The organism is Pseudomonas sp. PDM16 (genome assembly GCF_014851865.1).
Lineage (GTDB): Bacteria > Pseudomonadota > Gammaproteobacteria > Pseudomonadales > Pseudomonadaceae > Aquipseudomonas.
Window position 1 is genome coordinate 478162 of the sequence record NZ_JACVAM010000002.1, and the last position, 25575, is coordinate 503736.

Annotated in this window: 27 protein-coding genes and 1 pseudogene; 13 read left to right on the plus strand and 15 right to left on the minus strand. The window is 62.0% G+C overall.

Going from position 1 to position 25575, the window contains the following annotated elements; genetic code table 11:
• Positions 1-35 precede the first annotated feature (35 nt).
• Positions 36-251, minus strand: a complete 216-nt coding sequence (locus tag IB234_RS08725) for a VF530 family DNA-binding protein (RefSeq protein ID WP_192316560.1) — start codon at positions 249-251, stop codon at positions 36-38.
• Positions 252-973: 722 nt separating this feature from the next.
• Complete coding sequence (locus IB234_RS08730) at positions 974-3154, minus strand: AAA family ATPase (RefSeq protein ID WP_192316563.1); 2181 nt, start codon at positions 3152-3154, stop codon at positions 974-976.
• Positions 3155-3720: 566 nt separating this feature from the next.
• Between IB234_RS08730 and IB234_RS08735 the strand changes: the two genes are divergently transcribed.
• A complete protein-coding gene (locus tag IB234_RS08735; RefSeq protein WP_192316565.1) occupies positions 3721-4068 on the plus strand; it encodes a hypothetical protein in 348 nt (115 codons plus the stop codon).
• 62 nt (positions 4069-4130) lie between these two features.
• Positions 4131-4874 (plus strand): SDR family NAD(P)-dependent oxidoreductase, encoded by a 744-nt coding sequence (locus IB234_RS08740; protein ID WP_192316567.1) that lies wholly within the window; start codon positions 4131-4133, stop codon positions 4872-4874.
• 195 nt (positions 4875-5069) lie between these two features.
• On the opposite strand, the gene IB234_RS08745 is transcribed toward IB234_RS08740, so the two are convergent.
• Both IB234_RS08745 and IB234_RS08750 read right to left on the minus strand, forming a co-directional pair.
• Positions 5070-5333, minus strand: coding sequence for a DUF5334 family protein (locus IB234_RS08745; RefSeq protein WP_192316569.1), 264 nt, complete (start codon positions 5331-5333; stop codon positions 5070-5072).
• 77 nt (positions 5334-5410) lie between these two features.
• Positions 5411-5620 (minus strand): cold-shock protein, encoded by a 210-nt coding sequence (locus IB234_RS08750; RefSeq protein WP_192316572.1) that lies wholly within the window; start codon positions 5618-5620, stop codon positions 5411-5413.
• Positions 5621-5888: 268 nt separating this feature from the next.
• Here IB234_RS08750 and IB234_RS08755 point away from each other — a divergent pair, with 268 nt between their 5' ends.
• From IB234_RS08755 to IB234_RS24375, 3 genes and pseudogenes are all read left to right on the plus strand, one after another.
• On the plus strand, positions 5889-6065 hold the full coding sequence (locus IB234_RS08755) for a hypothetical protein (RefSeq protein WP_192316574.1): 177 nt from the start codon (positions 5889-5891) through the stop codon (positions 6063-6065).
• Positions 6066-6430: 365 nt separating this feature from the next.
• Positions 6431-7201: pseudogene (locus tag IB234_RS24370) on the plus strand (MCP four helix bundle domain-containing protein); the annotation flags it as partial.
• The gene (locus IB234_RS24375) at positions 7193-8056 is read left to right on the plus strand and encodes a methyl-accepting chemotaxis protein (protein ID WP_412547913.1); all 864 of its coding nucleotides are present in this window, start codon (positions 7193-7195) and stop codon (positions 8054-8056) included. The pseudogene IB234_RS24370 and the gene IB234_RS24375, both read left to right, overlap by 9 nt.
• Before the next feature lie 42 nt (positions 8057-8098).
• On the opposite strand, the gene IB234_RS08765 is transcribed toward IB234_RS24375, so the two are convergent.
• From IB234_RS08765 to IB234_RS08790, 6 genes are all read right to left on the minus strand, one after another.
• Positions 8099-9541 carry a SulP family inorganic anion transporter gene (locus IB234_RS08765; protein ID WP_192316579.1) on the minus strand — a complete coding sequence of 481 codons (1443 nt, stop codon included), beginning with the start codon at positions 9539-9541 and terminating at the stop codon, positions 8099-8101.
• 88 nt (positions 9542-9629) lie between these two features.
• Positions 9630-10196, minus strand: a complete 567-nt coding sequence (locus IB234_RS08770) for a hypothetical protein (RefSeq protein WP_192316581.1) — start codon at positions 10194-10196, stop codon at positions 9630-9632.
• Between the two features lie 62 nt (positions 10197-10258).
• The gene (locus IB234_RS08775; RefSeq protein ID WP_192316583.1) at positions 10259-11446 is read right to left on the minus strand and encodes an MFS transporter; all 1188 of its coding nucleotides are present in this window, start codon (positions 11444-11446) and stop codon (positions 10259-10261) included.
• A gap of 95 nt (positions 11447-11541) precedes the next feature.
• Positions 11542-12468 (minus strand): type I restriction enzyme HsdR N-terminal domain-containing protein, encoded by a 927-nt coding sequence (locus tag IB234_RS08780; RefSeq protein ID WP_192316586.1) that lies wholly within the window; start codon positions 12466-12468, stop codon positions 11542-11544.
• Between the two features lie 191 nt (positions 12469-12659).
• A complete protein-coding gene (locus tag IB234_RS08785; protein WP_192316588.1) occupies positions 12660-13280 on the minus strand; it encodes a DUF998 domain-containing protein in 621 nt (206 codons plus the stop codon).
• 42 nt (positions 13281-13322) lie between these two features.
• Positions 13323-14027 (minus strand): glutathione S-transferase N-terminal domain-containing protein, encoded by a 705-nt coding sequence (locus tag IB234_RS08790; RefSeq protein WP_192316591.1) that lies wholly within the window; start codon positions 14025-14027, stop codon positions 13323-13325.
• 126 nt (positions 14028-14153) lie between these two features.
• On the opposite strand from IB234_RS08790, the gene IB234_RS08795 reads away from it, so the two are divergent.
• Entirely contained in the window at positions 14154-14591 is a 438-nt protein-coding gene (locus tag IB234_RS08795; protein ID WP_192316593.1) for an HIT family protein, read from the plus strand.
• A gap of 102 nt (positions 14592-14693) precedes the next feature.
• Here IB234_RS08795 and IB234_RS08800 read toward each other — a convergent pair whose 3' ends face one another.
• Both IB234_RS08800 and IB234_RS08805 read right to left on the minus strand, forming a co-directional pair.
• On the minus strand, positions 14694-14963 hold the full coding sequence (locus tag IB234_RS08800; RefSeq protein ID WP_192316595.1) for a DUF2790 domain-containing protein: 270 nt from the start codon (positions 14961-14963) through the stop codon (positions 14694-14696).
• A gap of 350 nt (positions 14964-15313) precedes the next feature.
• Positions 15314-15940, minus strand: coding sequence for a cysteine hydrolase family protein (locus tag IB234_RS08805; RefSeq protein WP_192316597.1), 627 nt, complete (start codon positions 15938-15940; stop codon positions 15314-15316).
• Between the two features lie 130 nt (positions 15941-16070).
• Between IB234_RS08805 and IB234_RS08810 the strand changes: the two genes are divergently transcribed.
• Positions 16071-17018 (plus strand): helix-turn-helix domain-containing protein, encoded by a 948-nt coding sequence (locus IB234_RS08810; RefSeq protein ID WP_192316599.1) that lies wholly within the window; start codon positions 16071-16073, stop codon positions 17016-17018.
• Positions 17019-17091: 73 nt separating this feature from the next.
• Here the strand turns inward: IB234_RS08810 and IB234_RS08815 are convergent, their stop codons facing one another.
• Complete coding sequence (locus IB234_RS08815) at positions 17092-17451, minus strand: hypothetical protein (RefSeq protein WP_192316601.1); 360 nt, start codon at positions 17449-17451, stop codon at positions 17092-17094.
• 147 nt (positions 17452-17598) lie between these two features.
• On the opposite strand from IB234_RS08815, the gene IB234_RS08820 reads away from it, so the two are divergent.
• Together IB234_RS08820 and IB234_RS08825 are read left to right on the plus strand one after the other, a co-directional pair.
• Positions 17599-18036: a 3-isopropylmalate dehydratase gene (locus IB234_RS08820; RefSeq protein ID WP_192316604.1), complete on the plus strand. Its 438-nt coding sequence runs from the start codon at positions 17599-17601 to the stop codon at positions 18034-18036.
• A gap of 37 nt (positions 18037-18073) precedes the next feature.
• On the plus strand, positions 18074-18376 hold the full coding sequence (locus IB234_RS08825; RefSeq protein ID WP_192316606.1) for a hypothetical protein: 303 nt from the start codon (positions 18074-18076) through the stop codon (positions 18374-18376).
• A gap of 23 nt (positions 18377-18399) precedes the next feature.
• Here IB234_RS08825 and IB234_RS08830 read toward each other — a convergent pair whose 3' ends face one another.
• The gene (locus IB234_RS08830; protein WP_192316608.1) at positions 18400-19314 is read right to left on the minus strand and encodes a LysR family transcriptional regulator; all 915 of its coding nucleotides are present in this window, start codon (positions 19312-19314) and stop codon (positions 18400-18402) included.
• A 117-nt stretch (positions 19315-19431) separates the two neighbouring features.
• On the opposite strand from IB234_RS08830, the gene IB234_RS08835 reads away from it, so the two are divergent.
• Both IB234_RS08835 and IB234_RS08840 read left to right on the plus strand, forming a co-directional pair.
• On the plus strand, positions 19432-19875 hold the full coding sequence (locus tag IB234_RS08835; RefSeq protein ID WP_192317773.1) for a carboxymuconolactone decarboxylase family protein: 444 nt from the start codon (positions 19432-19434) through the stop codon (positions 19873-19875).
• Entirely contained in the window at positions 19830-20141 is a 312-nt protein-coding gene (locus tag IB234_RS08840) for a hypothetical protein (RefSeq protein ID WP_192316609.1), read from the plus strand. The genes IB234_RS08835 and IB234_RS08840 overlap by 46 nt, the downstream gene beginning before the upstream one ends.
• On the opposite strand, the gene IB234_RS08845 is transcribed toward IB234_RS08840, so the two are convergent.
• Entirely contained in the window at positions 20130-20741 is a 612-nt protein-coding gene (locus IB234_RS08845) for a LysE family translocator (RefSeq protein ID WP_192316611.1), read from the minus strand. The genes IB234_RS08840 and IB234_RS08845 overlap by 12 nt on opposite strands.
• A gap of 176 nt (positions 20742-20917) precedes the next feature.
• On the opposite strand from IB234_RS08845, the gene IB234_RS08850 reads away from it, so the two are divergent.
• Positions 20918-21598, plus strand: a complete 681-nt coding sequence (locus tag IB234_RS08850) for an OmpA family protein (RefSeq protein ID WP_192316613.1) — start codon at positions 20918-20920, stop codon at positions 21596-21598.
• A gap of 188 nt (positions 21599-21786) precedes the next feature.
• The gene (locus IB234_RS08855) at positions 21787-25542 is read left to right on the plus strand and encodes a PAS domain S-box protein (protein ID WP_192316615.1); all 3756 of its coding nucleotides are present in this window, start codon (positions 21787-21789) and stop codon (positions 25540-25542) included.
• Positions 25543-25575: the final 33 nt, after the last annotated feature.

The window sequence follows — 25575 nt, forward strand, 5'->3', positions numbered from 1 at the left end:
CGTGCTTCGCTCATCCGCCGGATGGTCGGCGAACCTCAGCGTTTACCGGCGATATCCCGGATATAGAGCGCTTCCACCTTCTCCCGCGCCCAGGGCGTTTTGCGCAGGAACTTGAGGCTGGAGTCGACGCTGGGCTCGTGGGTGAAACAGCGGATGGCGATGAGCTGGCCGAGGCGGTCCCAGCCGTGTTTGTCGACCAGGGCCTGGACGATGGCTTTCAGGGGGAGGCCGTGGAGGGGGTCGTTGCTCATCGGGTTTTGCTCAGGGCTGGCGGGGAGTTGGGGCGGGCACTGTAACTCCCCGCTGTCGATTGTGGGAGTGGCGCTTGTCTGTGTGCCGTTGCTCTTTGATTCGGTTGGCGGAGGTATCAGTTCCGCCCTGCTGGGCGGGTTCCTTTTGGCAGTCGCCCGGATGGCCGGCCCCGCCAAAAGGAACCAAAAGGTCTTGCCCCGCCATCCGGCCCTGCGCTTCGCTCCGGGTTCGTTCACTCCATCGCCGCTCCAGGGGCACGTCGCGAAGGGCCATCCTTGGCCCATCGCGTCTCTCGCGGCATCCATGCCGCTCAACCCCTTCCGCAACGATTCTGTTCACCCTTCTGAAGGGGCGATTGGAGCTGCTTGAAGGTCCCGTGCAAGAAGAGCCTGCAGGCAACTCGGGTTCCGAACCCCGTCAGGAGGCCGAGTGGAGGTGTTGCGCAGGGGGACGCGAGGCAGGACGCCGAGCTAGGAACGAAGGGACAGGGACGTCCCTTCGTGACGGCCCCCGGAGCAGCACCGGAGCGAGGGAAGTCTGGCCGCAGGCCAGACCCGGATGCCGGGCGCGCTTTCTCTTTGGTTACTTTCTCTTTGCGCGTGCAAAGAGAAAGTAACTCGCCGTGCAAGGCGAAATCTGTAGTTTGGGTCGAGATAATTGGTGTTTTATAACCTATATCAAGGTCGTGAGTCGTGGTTTGCCCTCCTATTGATTAGAGTGTTTAAGCTAATGCTTTAACTTTTGTATATAGCTCATAAAGATGTAGTGCTGACATATCTAGAATTGGTTCGTACATAAATGAGTTCAAGTGAATATTTTCAGGAGTCATAAGATTTACTTGAGAAAGAATAAGTAGTTGGTTGCTGTTTTGGGGGAAAGTTTTTGAGTATTTTTCGTACAGCTCAAAAGTTTGATTGCTAGTTATGGATTCGACAAAGATTCGATCATTAATTTTGTCGATCATGTGCTCTTCTGCTTTTAGTCGAATGGCAATTGAAAGAATTACCTTGGATTCTAGTTCGGCATTGTCATTTTTGGCGGCAGCGAGAGCCTCGGCTTGGTCGTAGATTAAGTTTAGTGCTGATGAGGCTGGATTGGGGAGGGTAAGGTTTGCTTGATCTAGGAGTGTGGATTTATAGATGCTCTCTAGATCGGAAATGGTAATTTTAGAACTGTCAGGCTTGATGTGTAGTAGAGATGTAAGTAATAGGTACTGATTGCTTGTTGTTCCGTGGCAGTATTCAACTAGATTGCGCACAAAAGGAATGCTGGCGGCTAGATAGGATGGATCTCTTGCTAAATTGTCTTTCCAAATGGTGAAAGGGTTCTTTTGGTATTTTTCTACGATGAAGGAAAGAGTGTTCTGATGTTTCTGGGCGAATAGGCGTCTTTTTCTGGCTATTTGGAGTCTGCTGCTAATTGTGCGGTGAAAGTCGAAGTTATGTGTAAGGAAAATCAATCTAAAGAAAGGTGTCTTGGATATTTCGTTTAGATATTCAATTATTGCGTACTTGTTCTTGTAATCAAAGGAGTCGGCGATGTCGTCAATTACAAGAAGGGTGGTTTGGTTGGATTCTTTTCGTGCTTGTATTTCAAATAGTATGTTTAAGATGTATAAAGCGCGTTTTTCTCCTTGGCTAAGTACTTGAAGTAGTTTCTCTTCATCGACTTCGCATGATTCTCTGCCGTCGTCAAATTCAAATCCGATGTTAGGGATTTCTCCTTTAAGTATCACATCCTGTTGGTTTTGCATGATTAGTTTAAACGGTACGTAAAATCGCTCATTGAATTGCGCTACCACGGAAGCCCATTTGGTTTTTTCCGCATCTGCTTGAGCCGCAGTTTTGGCGATGACATCTTTGGCTCCGTGGTAGGCTGACGAGAATGCGGTAATAGTAGATTTTGCTTTGTTGAAGTATGCGTTCCAAAGTTTCTTCCTGAACTCCTTATGATTTCCTAGTTCAGTGAGCACCTCTGGGTGCTCTAATAAATATTCGCGAAATTTTTTAAGCTCGGCATTTTTTTGCAGTTGCTTGTCTACTGCCTCGAATTTTGTGCTGAGCTCTTTGTCTCCTAAGATTCGCTGCTTTTCTTCGTCAATAATGCTTTCTAACTCTTTGGTTGAGCTTATCTCAATTTTATCTGTTCCTTTTGATATATTTAACGTGTGTTTTGCGTCAAAAAAACCGTTAGTTAGAAGGCTTTTGGATACGTCTGCTGCTCCTGTGTGGTTGAATTTCTTATTAAGTACTGGTGATTGATCAATTAGCTCTTGATATTTCCCCATGTATTCATTTATTTCTTTGCTTAGAGCTCCTGATTCTAAAGCTGCTAATGTCTTTTCATTAAAAATCTCTGTGTAGGTTAGGTCTGAGAAAGTTTGATCTTCATTAAGATTGTTGGCTAGCTCTGAGAAGAATTCGTAAATATTTTTATATTGAAATACTTCCTTCAGTTCTTTTGTTGGTAATGTGCGTCCTGGCCATTTTGATGCGTCTTTTATGTCTTTAAGAAGGCTGTCTAGGGTTGTCTCAATGTTTTTGACTGCCTCTTCATATTCCTCTCGTAACTTCGCGTTCACTAATAGTGTTGATGTGCTTGCTGCTGAGTAGCGTTCTATATAGGGTTTAACTACAAATACACAATCTCTAGTGATGGTGTTGGCCGGCTCTGCCGTGATTGAGCGAGTTGTAGGGCGCGCAGGAAATATAAGGTCCTGGCTTTCCCTGTCTTCTTGGATATCTAGAAAAGTTCTGGCGAGCGAAGTTTTCATGAATCCGTTGGGAGCATATATTGAGAATGTAGATCCTGCAGGAGTGCCTTGAAATGATTTGAAAATTAACTCTTCATCTAGCTTTTGAATTCCATAGCAGTTCTCTAGGTTTATGTTAAGAGAGTCCATTTAATCTTCCTTGGGTTGTGATTCTTGATTTAATTGTTTGTTAAATTTGGATGGTTGCTTTTTCGATTGCTGAATGTCTCGACTCGGGAGTGGTGCTTTTTGATAAAAACAGTCGCAGAAGACTTAAGCCGAAATTGGGAGTGCCTGACAGAGTGGTGAGTGGATAGGGATGGTGGAGCTGATGTAAGGCGGCTGTAAAAGCAAACGCGCATCTCGAATTCCTTATCATGCTGAGCGGGCTTAGCTAACTGCCCGTTGGGCCTACATCCTGTTCGACGATACGGTTGGGGTGGCGCATCGCCATTAGCGTTATCCGAACTTATCCAATGTGAAGTCCGTCACGCAACTTGTCCTTTCGTTTTATAGGGGTATCAAGTACCTCTTCTCTATAAGGACTTTGCCGTTTCGCTGTCATTCGGACATTTATTGATGTCTTAAGGACTTCCATTATTCGAAGTCTTAATGACTTCTAATCTTTTCAAGTAATTGAAAATAAACATAAAAATATCTGGCACGAAAGCTGAGTAGATCCCGTGGCGTAACACCTACCAACGGAGAAAACTCAGATGAATCGCTTTGCCTTGCTTGCTTTCACTACCGGCCTTTTGGCCGTGCAATCCATTCAGGCCGCCCAGGTGGTGGCTGAGCAGGAAGAGAACTCGGTCGGCACCGGTTTCGGTGGCCTCACCGGTTTGATGGTCGGTGCCGCGGCCGGCGGCCCGGTTGGTGCTGTGATCGGCGTGGCGGTGGGTGGCTGGAGCGGGGCGCAGGTGCAGCGCGCCAGTGGCCAGACCGGCACTGCCTACATCGTGCGTGACGACGAGGGCGACGAACGCTGGATTCGCTCACCCAACCAGCGCTTCGAGCTCGGCCAGCAGGTGGACGTGCAACAGGGCCGCATCCTTTATCGCTGATTCCTTTCTGTCCGCTCCGGGCCTTGCCCGGGGCACGGCTTCCCTTTGTTTTGGAGGTAATGATGAGCAATGAATTCGAACAACGCCTGGCGGTGGTGACTGGCGCCAGTTCCGGTATCGGCCTGGCCGTGTGCGAACAGCTGTTGCAGCGTGGCGCACGGGTGCTGGCGATGTCGCGCAGCCTGGGTGAGTTGGGGCCGCTGCTGGAGCGGTACCCCGAGCGGCTGTTCTGGTTCGAGGGCGATGTCACCCGTAGCGAGTCGCTGCAGGCGCTGGCCGAGCGTGCCGCCGAGCTGGGCGAGGTGCATTACCTGGTGCCCAATGCGGGCATCGCCAAGCTGGCACCGGGTAGCGATATGCAGGCGTTCGACGAGCAGTGGCGCATCAACGGCGCTGGCGCGGTGAATACCTTCTATGCGCTGAAGGAGCAACTGGCCCAGCCGGCCTCGGTGGTGTTCATCAGCACCTTCCTGCGCCACCTGGGCTTTGTCGGCCTGGGGGCGTACATCGCCACCAAGGCGGCGCTGTCGAGCCTGGTGCGCAGCCTGGCGCTGGAGCATGCGAACGAGGGCCTGCGCCTGAACCTGGTGTCGCCAGGGCCGACCGCCACGCCGATCTGGAACAGCCTGGGCCTGCCGGACGAGGCGCTGGCCAGCGTTGCCAGCGACGTGAATGCGCGCCTGGTGGACAACGAGTTCCTCAGTTCCGAGGCGGTGGCCGAGGTGGTGCTGTTCCAGCTCTCCCAGGGTGCCCGTGGCGTGTACGGCCAGGACTGGGTGGTGGACAAGGGCTACACCCTGCGCTGAGCAACGGCTGATCGTCCTGGACTGCCGGAAGAGTAAGTGACGTGGCTGGTCAGGTGAACATACTGACCGGCCTGACGCGGACGGCTCGTCGAGTGCTACTTGATCGCCGTCGAGCGATAGCCGTTGGCGGTGAGAGTTGAAGAACGGCCCAGTACCGGGCCATGTCGCGCACTGGCGCGGCGTGTGGCGACGCGATCAGTTTTCCATGACCAGGGTTCGGCTTTGGTCGGACTTTTCGTCGTGGATTTCCACGTCCATCACGCCCTTGCGGAAGCTGATACCGGTGATGCGGCCGGTGCGGTACTCGCCGGCACCGTAGTCGTAAAACTTGATGCTCTCTCCGTTCCTGATCACGGCGCCCCGGTCGACATCGATGTTTGCGCCTGTCTTCAGGTCCTGGCCTTGCCAGGCGCTGACCGGGCCGCTCAAGAGCAGGGTGGAGAGTAGTATTGCACGCATGGTTGTCACTCCTTGGCTGGGGCAGGCGCTGCCCATAAAAAAGCCCCGCATGGGCGGGGCTTTCGGACCGGGCATCGTTAGATGACCTGAACCTGTTCGGCTTGCTGGCCTTTCTGGCCCGGGGCTACCACGAAGGAAACCCGCTGGCCCTCTTCGAGGGACTTGAAGCCGCTACCTTCGATATGGCGGTAGTGAACGAACAGGTCTGTACCAGATTCGGGAGTGATGAAACCGAAGCCTTTCTCGGTGTTGAACCATTTGACGGTGCCGTTTTCGCGGTTGGCCATGATGTGCATCTCCAGAAAATGAGAGATCAGCCAGAAGGTTTCTGGATGACTGAATGCGGAGTGAAGGGGCCGAGGAGATGGAGATGACAGCCAGAACATCAATACGGTGCCGCTAAACAGAGCAGGCAGGCGGGCAGCATACAGGGATTGGTTCGATTAGCCAGGTCTATCGGTTTTTACTGAGTAATTAAGGATGGCCGGTCGCCAGGGCCAGTCATGGGGCCGGAGTCTGTATAGTGGACGTCCTACTCGCGCAAGGAGCGCCGCCATGAATGACCCCATCCAAGAGAAACTGCGTTCGTCACTCGATGAGCAGGTCGAGGCGTTTCTCGTCAAGGGCGGCGAGATCACCCAGATTGCTACCGGCACCTCAGGCATCGCTGCCGACTACAAAAAGGCTCCCTGGTCGAAACCCCAGGACAAGAAGCCGCCCACCAAGGTCTAGGGTGCAGAGCGCGGACTAGGCATCTGCATCTATCGGCGGGGCTGTCGAGGCGCCCCCAGGCGCTGTCCTCACTTCATTCCACTCTTGCGAGTCGGCGTCATTGGTGCCGGTTCCTGTTTCCCGGCACTTGCTCCTGTAGCGATGCATTCTTCCTCTATGCCTTGGTAGTAGGTAGCTTCCCTGATAAGTCATCGTATGACTATGATGGCCGTGCACGAAGAAGGTGCACGCCCACGCGGCGCCTGATCGTCTCTGCCACCGGCCTGATAGGGTTCGGCGGCGTTCCCGCTGCCAACAAGTCGGGAGCCGTCGCAGAGGGCGGGTTCGGTGGTTGTCATACAACTATAAGTAGTCAGAGGTTTTCCATGTTCTTACGCCAATGGAACATCGCGCCCAGGGCGGCGCTCGGCTTTGGCCTGATCGCCATGATGGTGGCGCTGCTGGGGGTGTTCTCGCTGGGCAAGATGTCCAGCATCCGCGAGCGTGCCGAGGTCATCGAACAGGATTGGGTGCCGAGCATCCGCGCGGTGGATACCATCCGCGAGAACATGCTGCGCATCCGCACCATTTCCCTGCGCATGGCGCTGGACCCGGAGCCCGCCAACATCGACACCTATCGCGGCCAGTACGACGCGCGCAACCAGGTGCTGATGCAGAACATCGCGGCCTACGAGAAGCTGGTGGACACGCCCGACGAGGAGCGCCTGTACGAGCAGTTTCGCCGCGACTTCGCCACTTACCAGCGTGGCATGGCCGACTCCTTCGAGCTGGCCCGCAACGGCGACACGGCGGCGCTGAACAAGCTGCTGCTGGTGGACATGAAGCCGGTGGTGGATGGCACCGGCGCGCAGCTCAACGAGCTGGGCGAGATCTACGCCAAGGGCATCGAGCATGAAGGGCAGGTGGCCGCCGCCGAGTACGCCAACTCGCGCTATGTGGTGATTCTGGTGATCCTGATCGCTGCGCTGGCCACTGTCGGCCTGGCCTGGCTGCTGACCCGCAGCATCGTCGGCCCGCTGCGCGGCGCGGTGCAGGCTGCCCAGCAGGTGGCGGCCGGTGACCTGACCAAGCTGATCGAGGTGGATGGCCGCGACGAGGTGGGCCAGTTGCAGGGCTCGCTGCAGCAGATGCAGAACAACCTGCGCGAGACACTGGCGCAGATTTCCGGCTCGTCCACCCAACTGGCCGCCGCTGCCGAGGAACTGAACGCGGTGACGGAAGAGGCCGGGCGCGGCCTGCAACAGCAGAACGACGAGATCGAGCAGGCCGCCACGGCCGTCAACGAGATGAGCGCGGCGGTGGACGAGGTGGCGCGCAATGCGGTGTCCACCTCGGAGGCGTCCAAGGCTTCCAACCAGTCTGCGCAGGTCGGCCACGAGCGCGTGGCGGACACCATCGAGGCGATCACCACGCTGTCGGCGGAGGTGGAGTCCACCGCCGGGCTGGTGCGCGAGCTGGCGGCGCAGTCGCAGGACATCGGCAAGGTGCTGGACGTGATCCGCGCCATCGCCGAGCAGACCAACCTGCTGGCGCTCAACGCGGCCATCGAGGCGGCGCGGGCGGGGGAATCCGGCCGTGGCTTTGCGGTGGTGGCGGACGAGGTGCGGGCTCTGGCGCATCGCACCCAGCAGTCGACCCTGGAGATCGAGCAGATGGTGTCCGGCATGCGCAACGGCGCCAGCCAGGCGCTCAGCTCGATGCAGGCAAGCACCGGCAAGGCGCGCTCGACCCGCGAGCTGGCGGAGAGCGCCGGCGCGGCGCTGAGCGATATCACCGGTTCCATCGGCGAGATGTACGAGCGCAACCTGGTGATCGCCAGTGCGGCGGAAGAGCAGGCCCAGGTGGCCCGCGAGGTGGACCGCAACCTGGTGAACATCCGCGACCTGTCGGTGCAGAGCGCCACCGGCGCACACCAGACCAGCGCCTCCAGCCACGAGCTGTCGCGCCTGGCGGCGGACCTTCATCGCCTGGTCGGGCGCTTCAGCCTGTAGCGTCGTGCAGGCTCCCGGCAGCCTGGGCGGCCGGGAACCTGCTCAGTCGTGGGCGCCGGCGCGCTTGAGCAATTGCTTGCAGCGCTCGGACAGGTGCACCACGCGCAGGTGTTTGCCGGCCTTGGCGTAGCGCTCGCGCAGGGTCTTCAGCGCGGCGATGGCGGAGTAATCGACGAAGCTCAGGTGGCGGCAGTCCAGCGTCACCTGGTCGGGGTCGCTGGCCACGTCGAACAGGTTGAGGAAGGGCGTGGTGCTGGCGAAGAACAGCGTGCCGTGGGCGCGGTACAGCTTGCCGCCGTCGACCTGCGCGTCGCTGTCCACATACAGCTCGCGGGCGTGGTGCCAGGCGAAGTTCAGCGCGGCGACGACGATGCCGCAGAGCACGGCGGTAGCCAGGTCGGTGAACACGGTGATTACGGTCACCGCGACGATCACCAGCACATCGTTGGCCGGCACCTTGCCGAGCACACGCAGCGAGCCCCAGGCGAAGGTCTGCTGCGACACCACGAACATCACGCCGACCAGCGCGGCCAGCGGAATCAGCTCGATCAGTGGCGAGAGGAACAGCACGAACAGCAGGATCATCACTCCGCTGACCACGCCGGACAGCCGGCCACGGCCGCCGGAGCTGAGGTTGATCACGGTCTGGCCGATCATCGCGCAGCCACCCATGCCACCGAACGCGCCGGAGACGATGTTGGCCGCGCCGAGGGCCACGCACTCGCGGTTGGTGTGGCCACGGGTCTGGGTGATCTCGTCGGTGAGGTTGAGGGTGAGCAGGGTTTCCAGCAGGCCGACCAGCGCCATCAGCGTGGCGTAGGGCGCGATGATGCGCAGGGTCTCCAAGTTCCAGGGGATGTCTGGCAGGGCGAATTGCGGCAGGCCGCCGGCGATGTTGGCCATGTCGCCGAGGGTGCGGGTGGGCAGGTCGAGGAAATAGACCAGCAGGCCGACGCCGAGGATGGCCACCAGCGCTGGCGGCACCGCGCGCGTCAGCTTCGGTAGCAGGTAGACCACGGCCATGGTCAGGGCCACCAGACCGAGCATCCAGTACAGCGCCGTGCCCTGGATCCAGGCGCCCTCGGCGTGGAAGTGCTCCAGCTGCGACAGGGCGATGACGATGGCCAGGCCGTTGACGAAGCCGAGCATCACCGGGTGCGGCACCATGCGCACCAGCTTGCCCAGGCGCAGCACGCCGAACAGCACCATCAGCAGGCCGCCGAGCAGTACCGTGGCCAGCAGGTACTGCGCGCCGTGCTGCACCACCAGGGCGACGATCACCACGGCCATCGACCCGGCTGCGCCGGAGATCATCCCCGGTCGGCCGCCGAACAGGGCAGTGATGGTGCAGATGATGAAGGCGCCGTACAGGCCCATCAGCGGGTTGAGCTGGGCGACCAGGGCGAAGGCGATGCACTCGGGCACCAGCGCGAAGGAAGAGGTGAGGCCGGCCAGGATGTCGGCGCGCAGACGGGCGGGTTTCATGGGTCACCAGGGTGAGGGACCGGGTTGGCCGGTCGGTCGAAGCGGGCGGCGATGGTACGGAATCGCAGGCCCGGGGGCCAGTTGCGGATCAGTTCAGCCCGTAGCGTTTCAGCTCGTCGGCAGTGAGCACCTTCATGCGTTGTGGCTCGATGGCCTGCATGTCGCTGGCCAGCTTGGGCGCCACGCCCATGTCGCGCAGGTAGCCGGCCGGGTTGGCGGGCATGCCGGCCAGGCGCGACTGGGCGGACTCGCCGGCCGGGAAGTGTGGGCGGTGCAGGCCGACGTGGCCGCGCACAGTGCGTTTGCGCCCGGCGGCGAGCAGGTAGACGCAGCTGCCCTGGCACACGCCGGTAGACGGCACCAGCGCTTCGAAACCGGTCTCGCGCAGCAGGCGACCCATGCGCATGGCCTCGGCGGAGCTACCGCCGATGCTGTCGAGCAGGAGGATCTTGCGGGCGAACTTGCCGGGATGGGCCTGCAGGCCCTTGAACAGCGCCTCGTAGTCGCCGGGGGCGATCTCCTCGGAAATCTTGGCGATCAGGACGTGGCCGAGGGGCTTCTGCTCGGCGGCCTCGATCTCGACCTTGGCGGAGGCGGCAGTCGAGAGCGAGGCGGCGATGGCGAGGAGCAGGCTACGGGCGAGAGTGCGGTTCATGGCGCCACTTGTACGGGAAAAGGACGCCGAAGATACCTGGCCCGCACGTGGCGTGCATCTGTTCAGGCGCGCTTGTGTACCTGCCAGGCCCATGCGAACAGTGCCAAACCGAGCAGGGCGGTGATGGCGCCGATGTAGCCGGTGACGGTCCAGCCCATGCCGGCGCTGATAGCCATGCCGCCGAGCCAGGGGCCGAGTGCGTTGGCCAGGTTGAAGGCTGCGTGGTTGGACGCCGCCGCCAGGGTTTGCGCGCCCGTGGCCACATCCATCAGGTGGGTCTGCAGGGCCGGGCCGAGGGCGATCATGGTGCCCAGGGCAAAGGTCGCCAGCAGCATGCTGGTCAGATGCTGGGCCGCGAGCGGGAAGAGCAGCAGCACCAGGGTGCTCCAGGCCAGAATCCAGGCCACTGCCTTGAAACGCAGGCGATCGAACAGCCAGCCGCCGACCATGTTGCCGAGAATGCCGCCGGCACCGAACACCGCCAGCGTCACTGGAATCCAGCCGGGCTGGGCACCGGTGACTTCCAGTAGGGTCGGGGCCACGTAGCTGAACACGCAGAACATGCCGGCGAAGCCTATGGAGCCGATGGCCATGGCCAGCCAGATGGGCGCCCGGTTGAAGGCCTTCAGCTCACCAATGGGGCTGCTGCGCACCTCGTTGCGATCCAGCGGCATGAACAGGGCGACCATGGCGATGGTGGTCACGGCGATCACCCCGACCAGGGCGAAGGCATAGCGCCAGCTCAGGTGCTGACCCAGCCAGGTGGCCAGCGGGTTGCCGACGAGAATGGCGATGGTCAAGCCGGCTAGCACCCGGCTCACCGCCTTGGCGCGCTTGTGTGGGGGCGCCATGGAGGCCGCCACCAGCATGGCAATGCCGAAGTAGGCGCCATGCGGCAGGCCGGCGATGAAGCGGAACAGCATCAGCGAGGCGTAGTCGGGGGCCAGCGCGCTGGCAAAGTTGCCGAGGGCGAAGCAGCCCATCAGCAGCAACAGCAGGTGGCGGCGGAAAAGTCGCGCGCCGAGCAGTGCGAGGACCGGCGCGCCGACCACTACGCCGAGGGCGTAGGCGCTGATCACATGGCCGACCTGAGGCTCGCTGACGGACAGGTCGCGCGCCACCTCGGGCATCAGCCCCATGATGGAGAACTCTCCAGTGCCGATGGCGAAACCGCCGAGGGCCAGCGCCAGTTCGATCAGGATGATGGCGCCGCGCGACAACGGCGGCGCGGAGGAAACAGCGGCTTGCATGCAGGGCTTCTCGCGATGAAAAGCGCGGCATTGTACGTCACTGGTTGCTTGCGAAGGCTCTGGAAGGGGCTTCTCCGGATGAGCGGCTGGCTCGGCTACAGGTCTTCCAGGCCGAATGCATCGGCAATAACGGACTTGGTGCCTGCATCGTCCAGAGGCACGTTCACGTCGTTGGCCTGTTTGTAGCTTTCTACCAGTTCCATCCTCATGGCCTTTACCACCCGGTCGGATGTCAGCGCCTGCAAGATCTTGCGTTTGGTCGTGCAGCCGATGAGATGGCTCATCTTTTCGGTGTCGCCACCGAACAGAGCCCTGGCGGTCAACAGGTAGAGGCTTTCTACGTCGCTGTCGCTGACGCCGTCTGCGTCCAACAGCGCTACATCGAAGATCTCTACCAGTTTGGGATCGCGACCTTGGCGGGGAAGAATCCTGAAAAGCCGCCAGATGTGGCCATTGGTGATGACCGCCCAGGGAGCGGAAAGGCTGGTGGCATAGTTGATTGCCTGGTCTCGAACACTGTTGCCGAGCTTGGTGCGCACGCTCTTGCATTCGATGACCAGAAATATCTGGCCGTCTTTCTTCAGCGCTATATCCACGCGCTTGCCGAGCGTACGGACCTCGGTGTCGATTTCTTCGTGGCTGTATCCGAGCGCGTTGATCAGGCTGTCGATCACCCAGATGCGCACGTTCTCTTCCGAGGTCTTTTCGGCAAGGTCCATGGCGACCAGCCGAGGATGCAGCGATTTGAACCCGGTGCGAATGCTGTCGAGATGCTCCTGGCGTATTTCTTCCCTGGTTCTGCGCTGACGGGGCTTGCGTTCGGCAACTTCTTGAGCCTGCTCCGTCTCGTTCTTGATGGCTGCATTTTCAAGCGGCGTCGGGTCGACGAGTTCGACGGTGAATATGCTGCTGCACTTTTGGCAGCGTGCAGGCTTACCGAGTTGATGGCGGTTTTTTTCACGGAGTTTGTAACGAGTACCACACTCGTCGCAGACGGTTACGCCAATCACGTCATCAGTCATTGCAGCTCCTTGCAGGCAATTGAATGCGGCCGTCGGGCCCTTGTCCTCTCGTCTGATCCGGCAGGCCTAATAGGTACGTTTCATAGGGTTATATCCACTCTGCTGGCCGATTGCCAGTTAGCGGATGGTGGATAGTGTGCAGGAGGGCGTAGGGGGATCGTGCAGGTGTTGCACCTGCACGGTGTTTTACTTCAGGCGCGCCGGAGCATCATCCAGGCCAGTGCTCCCGTCCATACCACCGAGGCGCCGTAGTTGAGTCGCTGATACAGTCCAAAGCCGTTGTGCGCCTCCACTGCCGCCGCCATGAGCGGCAGGGTGCCGACAGCCACCACGGTGCACAGCAGCGAGAACAGGGCGAAGCGGCGGCTGCCGAGTTCGCGCGGGGCGGTGGCGATCCACAGGGCGCTGGCCAGGACCAGGCTGATGAACATGACCAGCCCGGCGACGTTGTGGATCTGTTGGGTACTCGACGGTGATTCCAGCCCGCACCCGACATCGCACGAGAAGTAACCGGTGAAGAAGCTGGCGACACCGTGGGCCGCGATCAGCAGGGCTGACAGCCTCGCCAGGAAGCCGGGGAAGCGGCGCCAGACCGCCAGGCCGAAAGCGATGAAGAGCAGCCCCAGCGGATAGTTGTTCAGTAGCGGCGACCAGGCATGAGTCGGTGCGCCTACCGCGCCGAGTTCGCTCATGGCCTGGTTGATGTGACTGTATCCGGGATAGGCGAGGCCGGCGGTGAAGACACCGACGGCCAGCCAGAAGGGAATCAGCAGCCCGGCCAGGGTGGTCGAGCGCAGATTGCCGTGCGGCATGATGAACTCCTTGTCAGGGCCGGCGGTGTTCCGCCGGCATGGTCAGGCGCGATTCGGAATGGCCAGGCCCCGCTGTACCGCCGGGCGGGCCAGGAACGCATCGAGCACACGGCGCACGTTGGTGAAGCGGTCGAATTCCACCAGTTCGCCGGCTTCGTAGAAGCCGATCAGGTTGCGTATCCAGGGGAAGGTGGCGATGTCGGCGATGCTGTAGGCGTCACCCATGATCCAGTCGCGGCCCTGCAGGTGCTTGTCGAGCACGCCGAGCAGGCGTGCCGATTCAGCCACGTAACGGTCACGCGGGCGTTTGTCCTCGTACTCCTTGCCGGCGAATTTGTGGAAGAAGCCGAGCTGGCCGAACATCGGGCCCACGCCCCCCATCTGGAACATCAGCCACTGGATGCACTGGTAGCGTGCGGCTGGGTCCTGCGGCAGCAGTTGGCCGGTCTTGTCGGCAAGGTAGATGAGGATGGCGCCGGACTCGAACAGGGCCAAAGGCTGACCGTTCGGGCCGTCGGGGTCGAGGATGGCGGGAATCTTGTTGTTCGGGTTGAGGGAGAGGAACTCGGGGCTGAGCTGGTCGTTGGTGTCGAAGCTGACCAGATGTGGCTCGTAGGCCAGGCCTGTCTCCTCCAGCATGATCGAGACCTTGACGCCGTTGGGCGTGGGCAGCGAATAGAGCTGCAGGCGCTCGGGCTGGGAGGCGGGCCATTTGCGCGTGATGGCGTAGGCGGAGAGGTCTGGCATGGGGACTCCAGGGATTTGGCTAGGTGGTCAGGATAACTATCTGTGGAGAGGAGCGACATCCTTACCTGACTGATCAGAAGCCGGTATGGTTCGCCCTTGTTGTTTCACTCGGTCACGGAGAACCCCATGAGCCTGCACGGCACTTACGATGCGCAGAACATCTTCGCCAAGATCATTCGCGGCGAGGCCCCTTGCTACAAGCTGTACGAGGACGATGACGTACTCGCCTTCCTCGACCTGTTCCCGCAGTCCTATGGCCATTGCCTGGTGATTCCGAAAAAGGCCGAGGCACGCAACATCCTGGAAATCGACGACGCCAACCTGGCCAAGGTGATGGCCGTGGTGCGCAAGCTGACCCAGGCAGTGGTGGACGAGCTGGAGCCGGCCGGTGTGCAGGTGGCGCAGTTCAACGGCGCGCCGGCCGGGCAGACGGTGTTCCACATTCATGTGCATATCGTGCCGCGCTACGAGGGTGACAAACTCGGCATCCACGCCACCAACCAGGCCGATCCGGCGGAGCTCGTGAAGCTCCAGGAGCGGCTGGTGAAGCGTATCGCCGGCTGAGCCAGAGGCGTCCGGCACCTGTTGTAGTGAACACGAACGCCGCAGCTCTTCGGGTTGCGGCGTTCGTTTTTCTGCGGGTCGAGCGGTCATGGGGGCTGGCGGTCAGCCGTTCTGGTTGCTGGCGCGGCCACCCCATTCGAGGAAGCGCACCTTGTGTACTTCGCCCAGGCTGTCGCGGTAGACCATGACGCTGGATACCACACCGGTCTTGTCCGAGTTGTCAGTTCGATGCAGGACGCTGGCGACGTCCAGCTGCATGCCGTAGTGGTAGTCCACGACCGGTGCGTGGCTGTCGAGTTCGGTGGCGCTTTCGGCAAAGGCGAAGGGGGCGGCGCTGGAAATGATGGCGGAGACGATGGAGGCGATTTTCATGGTGGTTTCTCCCAGTTGATCGAGTGAGGTCGCCGGGAAGGCCGTCAGCCTGTGTGCGCGTTCGGACGGCGCGCGGGTCGCTGCGGCGGCTTGCATCGGTTCGCTCTGCGGAGCCATGAAACCACCGGCATCGGGAGTGTTAGAAATCGAAGCCTTTGCTAGTGGGCATCACTCGTGTCGATGTCGAGGCTCGCTGGGCAGATGCGAGCTGCCGTGGTGGGAGCGGCTTCCGACTCGATCCCGCTGATCAGGCGAGTGGCATGCGGCGTGAGCCGCCAGGCGGTGTTCGCCACACTGTGCAGGGTGATACCGGCCGCCGAACCTGTTGATCGGCGGCCGTGCCTGCTCTCTCAGCGAGACTGAATGGCGCGCTGGTTGGAGAGGTAGATGTTGTCTGGCTGCGGCACCTCGCCGGTTTCGAGGGCGTTGATCCACTCGTCCGTGCTGAGCACCGCGGCGAAGCCGGTATGCATGACCACGGTGAACACGCGGTGGATTTCCTCGGCAGTGGCCGAGCCCATGGCGTTGCGGTAGGGCGGCGAGCCGGCGGCGTCGTGCAGCAGTTCGACCTTCCAGCTTTCGTGGTGGGCCTGGCGCACGGTGGAGTCGTCGCAGTTGTGGGTCATGTAGCCGATCACGCTGATGGTGTCGATCTGGTGCTGCTTCAGGTAGGCGGCCAGGTCGGTGCCGGCGAAGGAACTGGCCATCTGCTTCTGGATGAAGTGGTCCCGCGGGCGCTCGCCCACCAGCGGATGCAACTCGGCGTTGTGGCTGCCTGTGGCGAAGATCGGCGCGCTCTCCGGCAGCAGGTGCTGGATGACGATGACCGGGATGCCGGCGGCGGTGGCGGCGTCCATGGCGCGGCCGATGTTGGCCATCGACTGCTCGATGGGTGGGTACTCGATGCGCAGGTTGCCGGTCACGTATTCGTTCTGCACATCGATGACGATCAGGGCGCGTTTCGGTTGCTGGCTCATGGTGGGTTCCTCTTGTTTTGCGGTGTGGTTGTTGATGGGTAGATTGTTCGCCTGCCACGCCCTTTGCTGTGAGTGGCCCTGAAGCCAGCTTGCGCTAATATCGGGCCAAAGCTCTGGCCTGGATAACGTCATGCCTGCCCACCGCATCGCCGTGGTCGCTTTCGATCACATCACCCCGTTCCACCTGTCCGTGCCCTGCCTGGTGTTCGGTGATCTCGGGCCGGGCGGTGAGCTTTACGAGCTACGTGTGTGTGCCGCCGTAGTGGGCACGTTGCCCACTACGGCCGGCTTCGCCCTGCAGGTCGAGCACGGACTGGAGGCGCTTGAGTGGGCGCAGACGGTGATCGTGCCGAGCTGGCACGACCCGGAAGAACGGCCGCCGCAGGTGCTGCTGGATGCACTGGTGGCGGCTCATGCGCGTGGCGCACGGATGGTCGGCCTGTGCCTGGGCGCCTATGTGCTGGCCGAGGCGGGGCTGCTCGACGGCCTTCGTGCCACGACGCACTGGGCATGGGCGGCCGATTTTGCCGAGCGCTATCCGCAGGTGACGGTGGATGCCGATGTGCTCTATCTGGACGACGGCGGCCTGCTGACCTCTGCCGGCACCGCCGCCGGCATCGACTGTTGCCTGCATCTGCTGCGCCAGCAGCACGGCGCCGAGCTGGCCAACCGCGTGGCGCGGCGCCTGGTGGTACCGCCGCATCGCCAGGGTGGTCAGGCGCAGTTCATCGAGCAGCCGTTGCCGGCCACCTCGCGCGATGATCGCCTGGCCGGGCTGCTGGATTGGGTGCGTGCCCATCTCGATCTGCCGCATACGCTGGACAGCCTGGCCGAGCGAGCGCTGATGAGCCGTCGCACATTCACACGCCACTTTCGCCAGCTCACCGGCGCCACCGTGGGCGACTGGCTGCTGACGGAGCGTCTGGCGCTGTGCCAGCGTCTGCTGGAGAGCACCGAGCAGAGCGTGGAGTCGATTGCGGTGCTGGCCGGATTCGGCTCTGCGGTATCGCTGCGTCATCATTTCGGCAGGACGTTCGGCCTGTCGCCCAGTGCGTGGCGGCATGCATTCCACGGCTAGTCGCCGATGGGGCGAGACGAGCGAGCGGGCAAAAAGAAGCCAGGCCCATGGCGGACCCGGCGGGGAGTGAAACTCAGGAGGCGCTGGCGGGCTGACAGGTCAGCTTGGCTTCCGTACGGGCGCCGGCCGCTCGGCTGTCCACGCGCAGGGTCGCGCTTTCTCCGGGGGCGAGGCTGACCTTCTGCACCTGTACTTCGGTAGCCGTCGGGCCCGGATCGACTTCGCATTCCACGGCGCGCGCCTCGCGGTTGGTCAGCTTGAGGACCAGCGTGGCGTTGCCGGTGACCGGCCCGGAGCCGGTATTGTCCTGGGCAGTGAAGGGGCTGGTGCTGGTCTCCACCTTGAGTCCGTTGAGCTCTTCCGTCAGCTCGGGACCCGCCACGGCCAGCAGTGGCAGGGAGGCGGCGATGCCGCAGATCAGTATTCTGTTCATTGTCGAACTCCTCTTCGAATCGCTGATCTGTAGAGACCTGGGGCCGCGCCGAGGTTCAGGATTTCCGTTCATTGGTGCAGGGCCCTTGAGAGGAAGCGCTTCAGCGCCAATACTGCTTCGATTCCCCGATGCCCAAGGAGGGCTTCCATGCGCCAGTTCTTCGCCGTTGTACCCCTGGTTCTGCTCGCAGGTTGTTCTTCGTTCCGCCCCGATGTCGAAAACATCACGCCCGTGCCCGAAGACCGCCTGCTGGCCTATCAGGAGGACTACGCAAACGGCGGTAGCCTGGTGGTGAACAGAGACATGGGGGTGATGGGGGGCGGTTGCTACGTCGCCATTGAGGTGGATCGCAAGCTCGCTGCCCGCATCGGCATGGCCGAGGTAGCACGATTCGAAGTGCCCGCCGGCACCCGTGTGCTGGGGCTGAAGATAGATCCGCTCGACGATACCCTCTGCGGCATGGGCCGCCTGAACAAGGAAGTGGCCGTGAAGGTCGCGCCGGGCAGCACCCAGTACTTCCATATCGTCAGCGAGAACCGTGGCGGCTTCGATATCCGCCCGGATGCCAACCCGCCACAACCCTGAGGGCTGTCGCCTGCCCGCGCCCAGCGAGGAGAGCACCATGGACCGTACCAGGCCAATCGCCCTGGCCGCGTTGCTGATGATGGGCCTGCCGGCGCTGGCCGGCGAATGGCCGCCGGGTGTGCGCGACACCTTTCAGAAGAGCTGTGTGAACAGCGCCGGCCAGGCTCTCGGCCAGGCGCGCGCGCAGCAGTACTGCGAATGCACGGTGCGGCGCATTGATCGCGATTTTTCCAGCGCCGAACTCGCCGCGCTGGAGAAGGCCGAGCTGCCCGAGCCGCTGGTCAAGCGGCTGCAACAGGTGTCCGGCCAGTGCCTGAATGAGCTGGGTGGGCAGGGCTAGCGGCGGCCACACGGCAATAGGCGCTAGAGTTTCCATAACGGGTCGCTGCCCATCAGCTCGCCGGCCCAGTCGACGAAGGCGCGGACCCGCGCCGCCAAGCGACGCGAATGGGGGTAGACGATGCTCATGGGCATATCCTCCAGGCGCCAGTCCGGAAGAATCTCCACCAGCCGGCCCTCGGCCAACGGCTGCCGGGCTTCGACGGTGGGCACCGCGACGAACCCCAGCCCGGCCTCTGCCGCCGCGACATAGGCGCCGCCGCTGTTGAAGCGCATGGTCGGCTCCTGGTCGATGACGAAACGCTCGCCATCCCGCTGCAGCACATTGACCTTCTGCCTTCCGGTGGCTGGGAACACGAAGGCCAGAAAGCACAGCCTGGCCAGATCGCGCGGGTGCTGCACGGGTGGATGCCCGGCCAGGTAGCCGGGCGTGGCGCAGAGGGTGAAGCGCATCCTGCCGATGGGGCGGCAGACCAGGTCCGGCGTGCTCACCAGACCACCCCGGATCGCACAGTCCAAGCCTTCCTGCACCAGGTCGACGACCCGCTCGCTGCAACCGACGTCGAGGTGGATCAGCGGGTGACGCGCGATGAAGGCGGGCAGCGCGGGAATCATCAGGAAGCGGCCCACCGGTGATGGCATCTCGACCTTCACCCGACCGCGAGCCAGGCCCCGGCTCTGCGATACGCTGCTCTCCAGTTCGTCGAGGTCGTCCAGCACGGTGCGTGCCCGTTCGTAGTAGGCGCCGCCGTCGGTGGTCGGAGACACGCGCCGGGTGGTGCGGTGCAGCAGCTTTATGCCGAGCTGGTTCTCCAGCGCCACTATCTGCCCGGAGACAGTCGTCTTGGCCAGGCCCAGTGACTCCGCCGCACGGGTGAAGCTGCCGAGTTCGACGATGCGGCAAAAGGCGCGCATCGCTTCGAGACGGTCGAAGGACATTATCCGGTTCTCCGCACAATGCTTACGTTGGTGGGTAATTTATCTCGCAGTGTCTGATCAATAAAGTGGCCGCCAATCCCGGTACGACATCGGGCCATTGTCGGAGAAGCCGCCATGATGACCAGCAAGCGCAACAACTATCACCAGACCGCCCCTCATGTGTTCAAGGCCATGTATGCACTGGAGCAGACCCAGGCAGGTTTCTCGCTGGAAGGTCCTCTGCGCGAACTGGTCAAGGTCCGTGCCTCGCAGCTCAACGGCTGTGCCCTGTGCCTGGACATGCACAGCAGCGAGGCGATGCAGGCCGGTGAGTCGGCGCGCCGCCTGTTGGCGCTGGGTGCCTGGGAGGATTCACCGCTGTTCAGCGAGCGCGAGCGTGCCGCCCTGCTGTGGACCGACACCCTGACCCTGCTACCGAAGGATCATGCGCCGGATGCGGTGTACGACCAGGTGGCGGCTCAGTTCGGCGAAAGCGAAATGGCCGAGCTGACCCTGGCTATCGCTACCATCAATGCATGGAACCGCTTTGGCGTCGGCTTCGCCATGCAACTGACGAAGTGATCGGCCTGGCCGGCAATTCCAGGCTTCAATCGAGCGAGGAGGGCGCCATGCTGCGCGCGGTGCTGATCGAGACCTTCGAGCCGGACGAACAGGCCCTGCGTCGGTGCATCGCCGCGCTCGGGGAGTCCGACGAGTGGCGGCTGGAGTCTCGGGGAGAACGCTATCTGCTGTGGCTGGAGGCCTCGGAGGCCAGCGAGCGACTCTGTGCTGCGCTGCTGGCCTACGGCTGGTTACGGCGGTTGGACTTCGCCGTCTCAGCGGGTTAGCGGTAAAGCCAGGCCCATGGCGGCGAACAGGCCTCCGCAGCAACGGTTGAAACCGCGCCCGGCGCGCTCCAGCCAAGGCCGGGTACGCTGTGCCGTGCGTGCCAGCAGGTACTCCACGATGCCTTCCACGATGGCAAAGGTGCCCGCCATCACGGCGAACTGCAGCCACAAGCTGCGTGCCGGATCGAGAAATTGTGGAAGGAAGGCGCCGAAGAACAGGATCACCTTGGGATTGGATAACGCCGACAACAGGCCCTGGCGAAACAGCTGTAGGCCCGGACGCGGCACGGCCGACTCCAGTGGGGTGAGGTGCAACGGTGGTGAGCGCCAGAGCTGGATGCCAAGCCAGATCAGGTACGCGGCGCCCAGCCACTTGAGTACCAGCAGCGCATGCACCGAGGCCTTGAGCAGGGCGGCCAGGCCGAACATCGACAGCGCCATCAGCAATACGAAGCCGAGCATGCCGCCGGTGACCGTCCACAGGGCGCGGCGGTGGCCATAGAGGGCGCCGTGGGTGAGGGCGAGCAGGCCGTTGGGCCCGGGCGTCAACGAGAGGCCGAAGACGGCGGTGAGATAGATCAGCCAGGTGTGCAGTGCCATGGGCGTTTCCGGCGCGGGAGAAGGTTTCCGAAGCTACCCTAAGGCACTGTCCACCGGAAGAGCGGGTGCTCGGAACCCGGTGCAAGCGGAGCGGCTGGCGGGGAATCTTCAGGGAGGCCCGTGCTCTAAACCGCTGCAACCTGCCCATCCGCAGGTTCTTCGTTCAGGAGTAGTCCATGTTTACTTTGTCCTCTTCTCGCCCCGTCCTCGCCGCAGTACTTCTGGCCCTGCTGGCGGGGTGTGCATCGCAGAACCCCTACGAGAACCAGCAGGGTTCCGGTACCAGCAAGACTGCCAAATACGGTGGCATAGGGGCCGTGGCCGGGGCTGTGGCAGGTGCCGCAATCAACCATGACAACCGCGGCAAGGGCGCGCTGATAGGTGCCGCCGTGGCGGGTGCCGCCGGTGCCGGCTATGGCTACTACGCGGACAAGCAGGAGGAACAGCTGCGTCGCAGCATGGAAGGCACCGGCGTGGAGGTGCAGCGTCAGGGCGATACCATCCAGCTGATCATGCCCGGCAACATCACCTTCGCCACCGACTCTTCGGATATCGCCAGCAGCTTCTATACCCCGCTGAACAACCTGGCATCGTCCTTCCGCCAGTACAACCAGAACAGCATCGAGATCGTCGGCCATACCGACAGCACCGGCAGCCATGCACATAACGTTGGCCTGTCGCAGCGCCGTGCCCAGAGCGTGGCCAACTACCTGACGGCCCAAGGCGTCGACGCGTCGCGCCTGAGCACCCGTGGTGCTGGCCCGGATCAGCCGGTGGCGAGCAATGCGACTGCCGACGGCCGTGCCCAGAACCGCCGGGTCGAGGTGACGCTACGGCCTTTGCCTGGCGCCCAGTGACAGATAGCTTCAGCAGAAGGCCCCGAATGGGGCCTTCTGCTTTTCTGAGTGATGGCCAACTGCCGTCTGTCGTGCCGGGTTATCCCTAAAAAATCCTGACTACACTCTCAGCAGGCGCTGCGCCCGCTCGCGCGCGCGGGTGCGCCTCAGGTGAGCGAGGCGTGGTGCTGTAAGGAACAGGAGAACCCATGGACGAAGCCGCTCCCATATCCCTTGCCCGCAAGCCCGTCGTTCCCTTTCTGATCAGTCTGTTGCTGCTGCTCGGCCTCGGTTCGCTGGTGCTCTGGCAGTGGTGGACGCTGGAGCAGGGCAGCCGCCTGGCGCAGGAGCAACGCTTCGCCTTGGCCGTGGACGGCGTCGAGCTCAGCGTGCGCGAGCGTATGCGCGCCTATGAGATGGTGCTGCGGGGCATGGCTGGCCTGATGTCCGGCAGCGATCAGGTATCCGATCTGGAGTGGCAGCGTGCCACCGATCAGCTGCAACTGCAGGATCATTATCCTGGCATCCAGGCACTGGCCTGGGGGCGCTATCTCCGGGCTGGCGAGCTGCGAACCTTCGTCGACGAGTTGCAGAGCGAGGGGCGTAACGATTTCATGGTCTACCCGCCCGGCGAGCGGGACGCCTACATGGTGATCGAGTTCATCAACCCGCTGGACTGGCGCAACCGTCGGGTCATCGGGTTCGATATGTACAGCGAAGAAACGCGCCGGGTGGCCATCAGTGCCGCGCGCGACAGCGGTGAGGCCGTACTCACCGGGCCTTTGAAGCTCAAGCAGGAAACCGAGAAGGACGTGCAGACGGGGGTGCTGCTCTATCTGCCGGTGTTCCGCCTGAATGCTCCTCTGAGCACCCTGGAGGAGCGCCGTGAGGCGATGCAGGGAGTGATCGCCGGCTCGTTCCGCATGGCCGATTTGATGCACGGCATCCTCGGCAGTAGTGCCGCCCAGTTCGAAATCGAGTTGATCGACCCGGATGATGCCGATACGCCGCTGCTGGCTCACATCGGTACTGAAGGCCATGTACCGCGTTTCAAGACCGAACGACAGCTGAACATCTATGGTCGGGACTGGTCGTTGCGAGTTAGCAGCACACCCGTCTACGAGGCGAGCGTGGGTAACAGCGGTCTGCCGATCGGCCTGGGCACGGGGTTGCTGGCGTCACTGCTGATGTCGTTGCTGGTTGGCGGCTTCCTGTTTCTGCGTGAGCGCGCACTGGTGGCGAGCGAGCGGCAGAGCCGGCGTTTGGGTGAGAGCGAGGGGCGTTTCCGTCTGGTGGTGGAGGCCTCGCCCAATGCCATCGTGTTGGTCGACAGCAGCGGCAAGGTAGCCATGGTCAATCGCCAGGTGGAGCTGCTGTTCGGCTACGAGCGCAGCGAGCTTCTCGGCCAGCCAGTGGAGCGTTTGCTGCCGGAGCAGCTGCGCGCGGGCCATGCCGGCATGCGCCAGGCCTTCCAGCAGGCGCCGGAGCAGCGCCGCATGGGGGGCAATCGCGAGCTCTTCGGTCAGCACCGCGATGGTCGGCAGATTCCGCTGGAGGTTGGGCTGGCGCCGATCCGCGTCGGCGAAGAGGTGCTGGTACAGGCGGTGATCATCGATATCAGCGAGCGCAAGTCCGCCGAAGAGCGTTTTCGTCTGGTAGTCGAGGCCTCGCCCAACGCCATCGTGCTGGTGGATGGGCGTGGGCGACTGAGCATGGTCAACCGCCAGGCCGAGCAGATGTTCGGCTACACCCGCGCCGAGTTGCTTGGCCAGCCGGTGGAGATGCTGCTGCCGGAGTCCGCCCGCGAGCAGCATCCGGTGCTGCGTGATTCGTTTATCAAGGATCCTTCGCCACGGCGCATGGGTGGCAATCGCGAGCTGTTCGGCCAACACCGTGACGGTCACATGATCCCCCTGGAGGTAGGGCTGTCGCCGATTAGCGCTGGCGACGATCGCCTGGTGCAGGCGGTGATCATCGACATCAGCGAGCGCAAGGCGGCCGAGCAGCGCCTGCGCGAGCAGGCCGAGCAACTGGCCCTGGCCAACCGTTACAAGTCGGAATTTCTGGCCAACATGTCTCATGAGCTGCGCACGCCGCTCAACAGCATCCTGATCCTCAGCGAGCAGCTCCGACACAACGCCGCCGGCAACCTGACCGAGAAGCAGGTCAAGCATGCGGACATCGTCTACAAGGCCGGCAACGATCTGTTGCAACTGATCAACGACGTGCTCGACCTGGCCAAGATCGAGGCCGGTCGGGTCCAGCTCAAACTCGAGCCGGTGAACATTCACGACCTGCTGGTGGAACTGGATTCCAGCCTGCGGCCGATGGCCGAGATCAAGGGGTTGCGGTTGCTCACCCATCTGGAACCGGGTGTTGCGCGGGTCATCCACAGTGATCGTGGGCGCTTGCAGCAGATCCTGCGCAACCTTCTGTCCAACGCCCTCAAGTTCACCGAGATCGGCGATGTGGAGCTGTCCATCGGCCACTCGCCGGTGTCTCTGGACGATGAACGTGAAACCCTGCAGTTCGTCGTTCGAGATAGTGGTATCGGCATCGACCCGGCGCAGCACGAACGGATATTCCAGGCCTTCCAGCAGATCGACGGTTCCACCAGCCGGCGCTTCGGTGGCACCGGTCTGGGCCTAGCCATCACCCGCCAACTGGTCGAGGTACTGGGTGGCCAGATCAGCCTTGAAAGTACGCCGGGGGAGGGCTCGCGCTTCATCGTGCGGCTACCGGTGGTGGCGCTGAATCCGGTGGAGAAGGAGGACGATCCGCTGACTTCGCTGCCGCAGCGCGGTGGTAATGGCCCGGCGGTGCTCATAGTCGAGGACGATCCCAATTTCGCAGCTGTGATCGCCGAGCAGGCACAGGGCCATGGCTTCTCCAGCGTGCACTGCCGTAACGGCAAGCAGGCGATTGCGCTGATGCAGAGCGAGCGCTTCGTCGCGGTGATCCTCGACATCCTCCTGCCGGACATCAGCGGCTGGCAGATCTACCGGCGCCTGCGCGGCCTGCTGCAGTACCGCGATGTGCCGGTGCACATCGTGTCGTGCGTGCCGCAGCCACAAGACTGGCACAGCGATGGCACCAGCTACCTGGTCAAGCCGGTGGCGCGCCAGGACCTGGAGCAGGTATTCCAGGACATCACCGTGTTCAACTCGCCGTCTCGCCATCTGTTGCTGGTCGAGGATGTGGAGGTGGAACGCGAGCATTATCGCGAGCACCTGACGCAGATCGGTTTCCACGTCGTGGCCTTGGGCAGCGCCGAGGAGGCGCGCCAGGCCTACTTAGGCAGACATTTCGATGCGCTGGTGATCGATCTCAACCTGCCCGATCAACACGGCTTCGACCTGCTCGAGGCGTTGCATCGCGAGCGCCCGCTGCTGGGCACTCAGGTGGTCATCAACACCGGCGTCGATATCACCCGCCAGGATCTGCAGCGCCTGCGTCGCTATTCGGCCGTGGTGGTGCGCAAGAGCGGCGATGACCTGTCGCCGCTAAGCGATGCGTTGCAGGGCTTTCTTTCCGCCGTGCGTGAGCCGCAGGCGAGCAGTTCGGAGCTGGCAGGGCGGCGCGTACTGCTGGTGGACGACGACATTCGCAACATCTACGCGATGACCGCGCTGCTCGACGAGTTGGGGCTGGTGGTGATGCCGGCGAAGGATGGAGTGGAAGCGCTTGAGGTATTCGGCCGCGAGCCCTTCGATCTGGTGCTGATGGATATGGCCATGCCGAACATGGATGGCTACACCGCCACGCGCATCCTGAAAGGTGAACGGGGCTGCGGCGTTCCAGTCATAGCCCTCACGGCCCATGCCATGAAGGGCGACCGCGAGAAATGCATTACTGCCGGCTGTGACGACTACCTGGCCAAGCCGGTCGGTCGTCAGGAACTGCTGGAAATGTTGCACCGCTGGCTGGCTGTTGCGCAGGAGCCGGAGCGGAAGGTGCAGGGCTGAGAGGGAACGATTGATGCCGAGGAAAGGAGGGCT

Excerpts from the sequence above, each read along its gene's own strand:
- IB234_RS08855 (WP_192316615.1), top strand. The coding sequence starts at position 21,787 with ATGGACGAAGCCGCTCCCATATCCCTTGCCCGCAAGCCCGTCGTTCCC.
- IB234_RS08790 (WP_192316591.1), bottom strand. The coding sequence starts at position 14,027 with ATGCCAGACCTCTCCGCCTACGCCATCACGCGCAAATGGCCCGCCTCC.
- IB234_RS08785 (WP_192316588.1), bottom strand. The coding sequence starts at position 13,280 with ATGCCGCACGGCAATCTGCGCTCGACCACCCTGGCCGGGCTGCTGATT.
- IB234_RS08740 (WP_192316567.1), top strand. The coding sequence starts at position 4,131 with ATGAGCAATGAATTCGAACAACGCCTGGCGGTGGTGACTGGCGCCAGT.
- IB234_RS08780 (WP_192316586.1), bottom strand. The coding sequence starts at position 12,468 with ATGACTGATGACGTGATTGGCGTAACCGTCTGCGACGAGTGTGGTACT.
- IB234_RS08845 (WP_192316611.1), bottom strand. The coding sequence starts at position 20,741 with ATGGCACTGCACACCTGGCTGATCTATCTCACCGCCGTCTTCGGCCTC.
- IB234_RS08830 (WP_192316608.1), bottom strand. The coding sequence starts at position 19,314 with ATGTCCTTCGACCGTCTCGAAGCGATGCGCGCCTTTTGCCGCATCGTC.
- IB234_RS08840 (WP_192316609.1), top strand. The coding sequence starts at position 19,830 with ATGGAACCGCTTTGGCGTCGGCTTCGCCATGCAACTGACGAAGTGATC.
- IB234_RS24375 (WP_412547913.1), top strand. The coding sequence starts at position 7,193 with ATGCAGAACAACCTGCGCGAGACACTGGCGCAGATTTCCGGCTCGTCC.
- IB234_RS08850 (WP_192316613.1), top strand. The coding sequence starts at position 20,918 with ATGTTTACTTTGTCCTCTTCTCGCCCCGTCCTCGCCGCAGTACTTCTG.
- IB234_RS08820 (WP_192316604.1), top strand. The coding sequence starts at position 17,599 with ATGCGCCAGTTCTTCGCCGTTGTACCCCTGGTTCTGCTCGCAGGTTGT.
- IB234_RS08765 (WP_192316579.1), bottom strand. The coding sequence starts at position 9,541 with ATGAAACCCGCCCGTCTGCGCGCCGACATCCTGGCCGGCCTCACCTCT.
- IB234_RS08725 (WP_192316560.1), bottom strand. The coding sequence starts at position 251 with ATGAGCAACGACCCCCTCCACGGCCTCCCCCTGAAAGCCATCGTCCAG.
- IB234_RS08800 (WP_192316595.1), bottom strand. The coding sequence starts at position 14,963 with ATGAAAATCGCCTCCATCGTCTCCGCCATCATTTCCAGCGCCGCCCCC.
- IB234_RS08755 (WP_192316574.1), top strand. The coding sequence starts at position 5,889 with ATGAATGACCCCATCCAAGAGAAACTGCGTTCGTCACTCGATGAGCAG.
- IB234_RS08795 (WP_192316593.1), top strand. The coding sequence starts at position 14,154 with ATGAGCCTGCACGGCACTTACGATGCGCAGAACATCTTCGCCAAGATC.
- IB234_RS08770 (WP_192316581.1), bottom strand. The coding sequence starts at position 10,196 with ATGAACCGCACTCTCGCCCGTAGCCTGCTCCTCGCCATCGCCGCCTCG.
- IB234_RS08810 (WP_192316599.1), top strand. The coding sequence starts at position 16,071 with ATGCCTGCCCACCGCATCGCCGTGGTCGCTTTCGATCACATCACCCCG.
- IB234_RS08815 (WP_192316601.1), bottom strand. The coding sequence starts at position 17,451 with ATGAACAGAATACTGATCTGCGGCATCGCCGCCTCCCTGCCACTGCTG.
- IB234_RS08835 (WP_192317773.1), top strand. The coding sequence starts at position 19,432 with ATGACCAGCAAGCGCAACAACTATCACCAGACCGCCCCTCATGTGTTC.
- IB234_RS08805 (WP_192316597.1), bottom strand. The coding sequence starts at position 15,940 with ATGAGCCAGCAACCGAAACGCGCCCTGATCGTCATCGATGTGCAGAAC.
- IB234_RS08745 (WP_192316569.1), bottom strand. The coding sequence starts at position 5,333 with ATGCGTGCAATACTACTCTCCACCCTGCTCTTGAGCGGCCCGGTCAGC.
- IB234_RS08750 (WP_192316572.1), bottom strand. The coding sequence starts at position 5,620 with ATGGCCAACCGCGAAAACGGCACCGTCAAATGGTTCAACACCGAGAAA.
- IB234_RS08775 (WP_192316583.1), bottom strand. The coding sequence starts at position 11,446 with ATGCAAGCCGCTGTTTCCTCCGCGCCGCCGTTGTCGCGCGGCGCCATC.
- IB234_RS08730 (WP_192316563.1), bottom strand. The coding sequence starts at position 3,154 with ATGGACTCTCTTAACATAAACCTAGAGAACTGCTATGGAATTCAAAAG.
- IB234_RS08825 (WP_192316606.1), top strand. The coding sequence starts at position 18,074 with ATGGACCGTACCAGGCCAATCGCCCTGGCCGCGTTGCTGATGATGGGC.
- IB234_RS08735 (WP_192316565.1), top strand. The coding sequence starts at position 3,721 with ATGAATCGCTTTGCCTTGCTTGCTTTCACTACCGGCCTTTTGGCCGTG.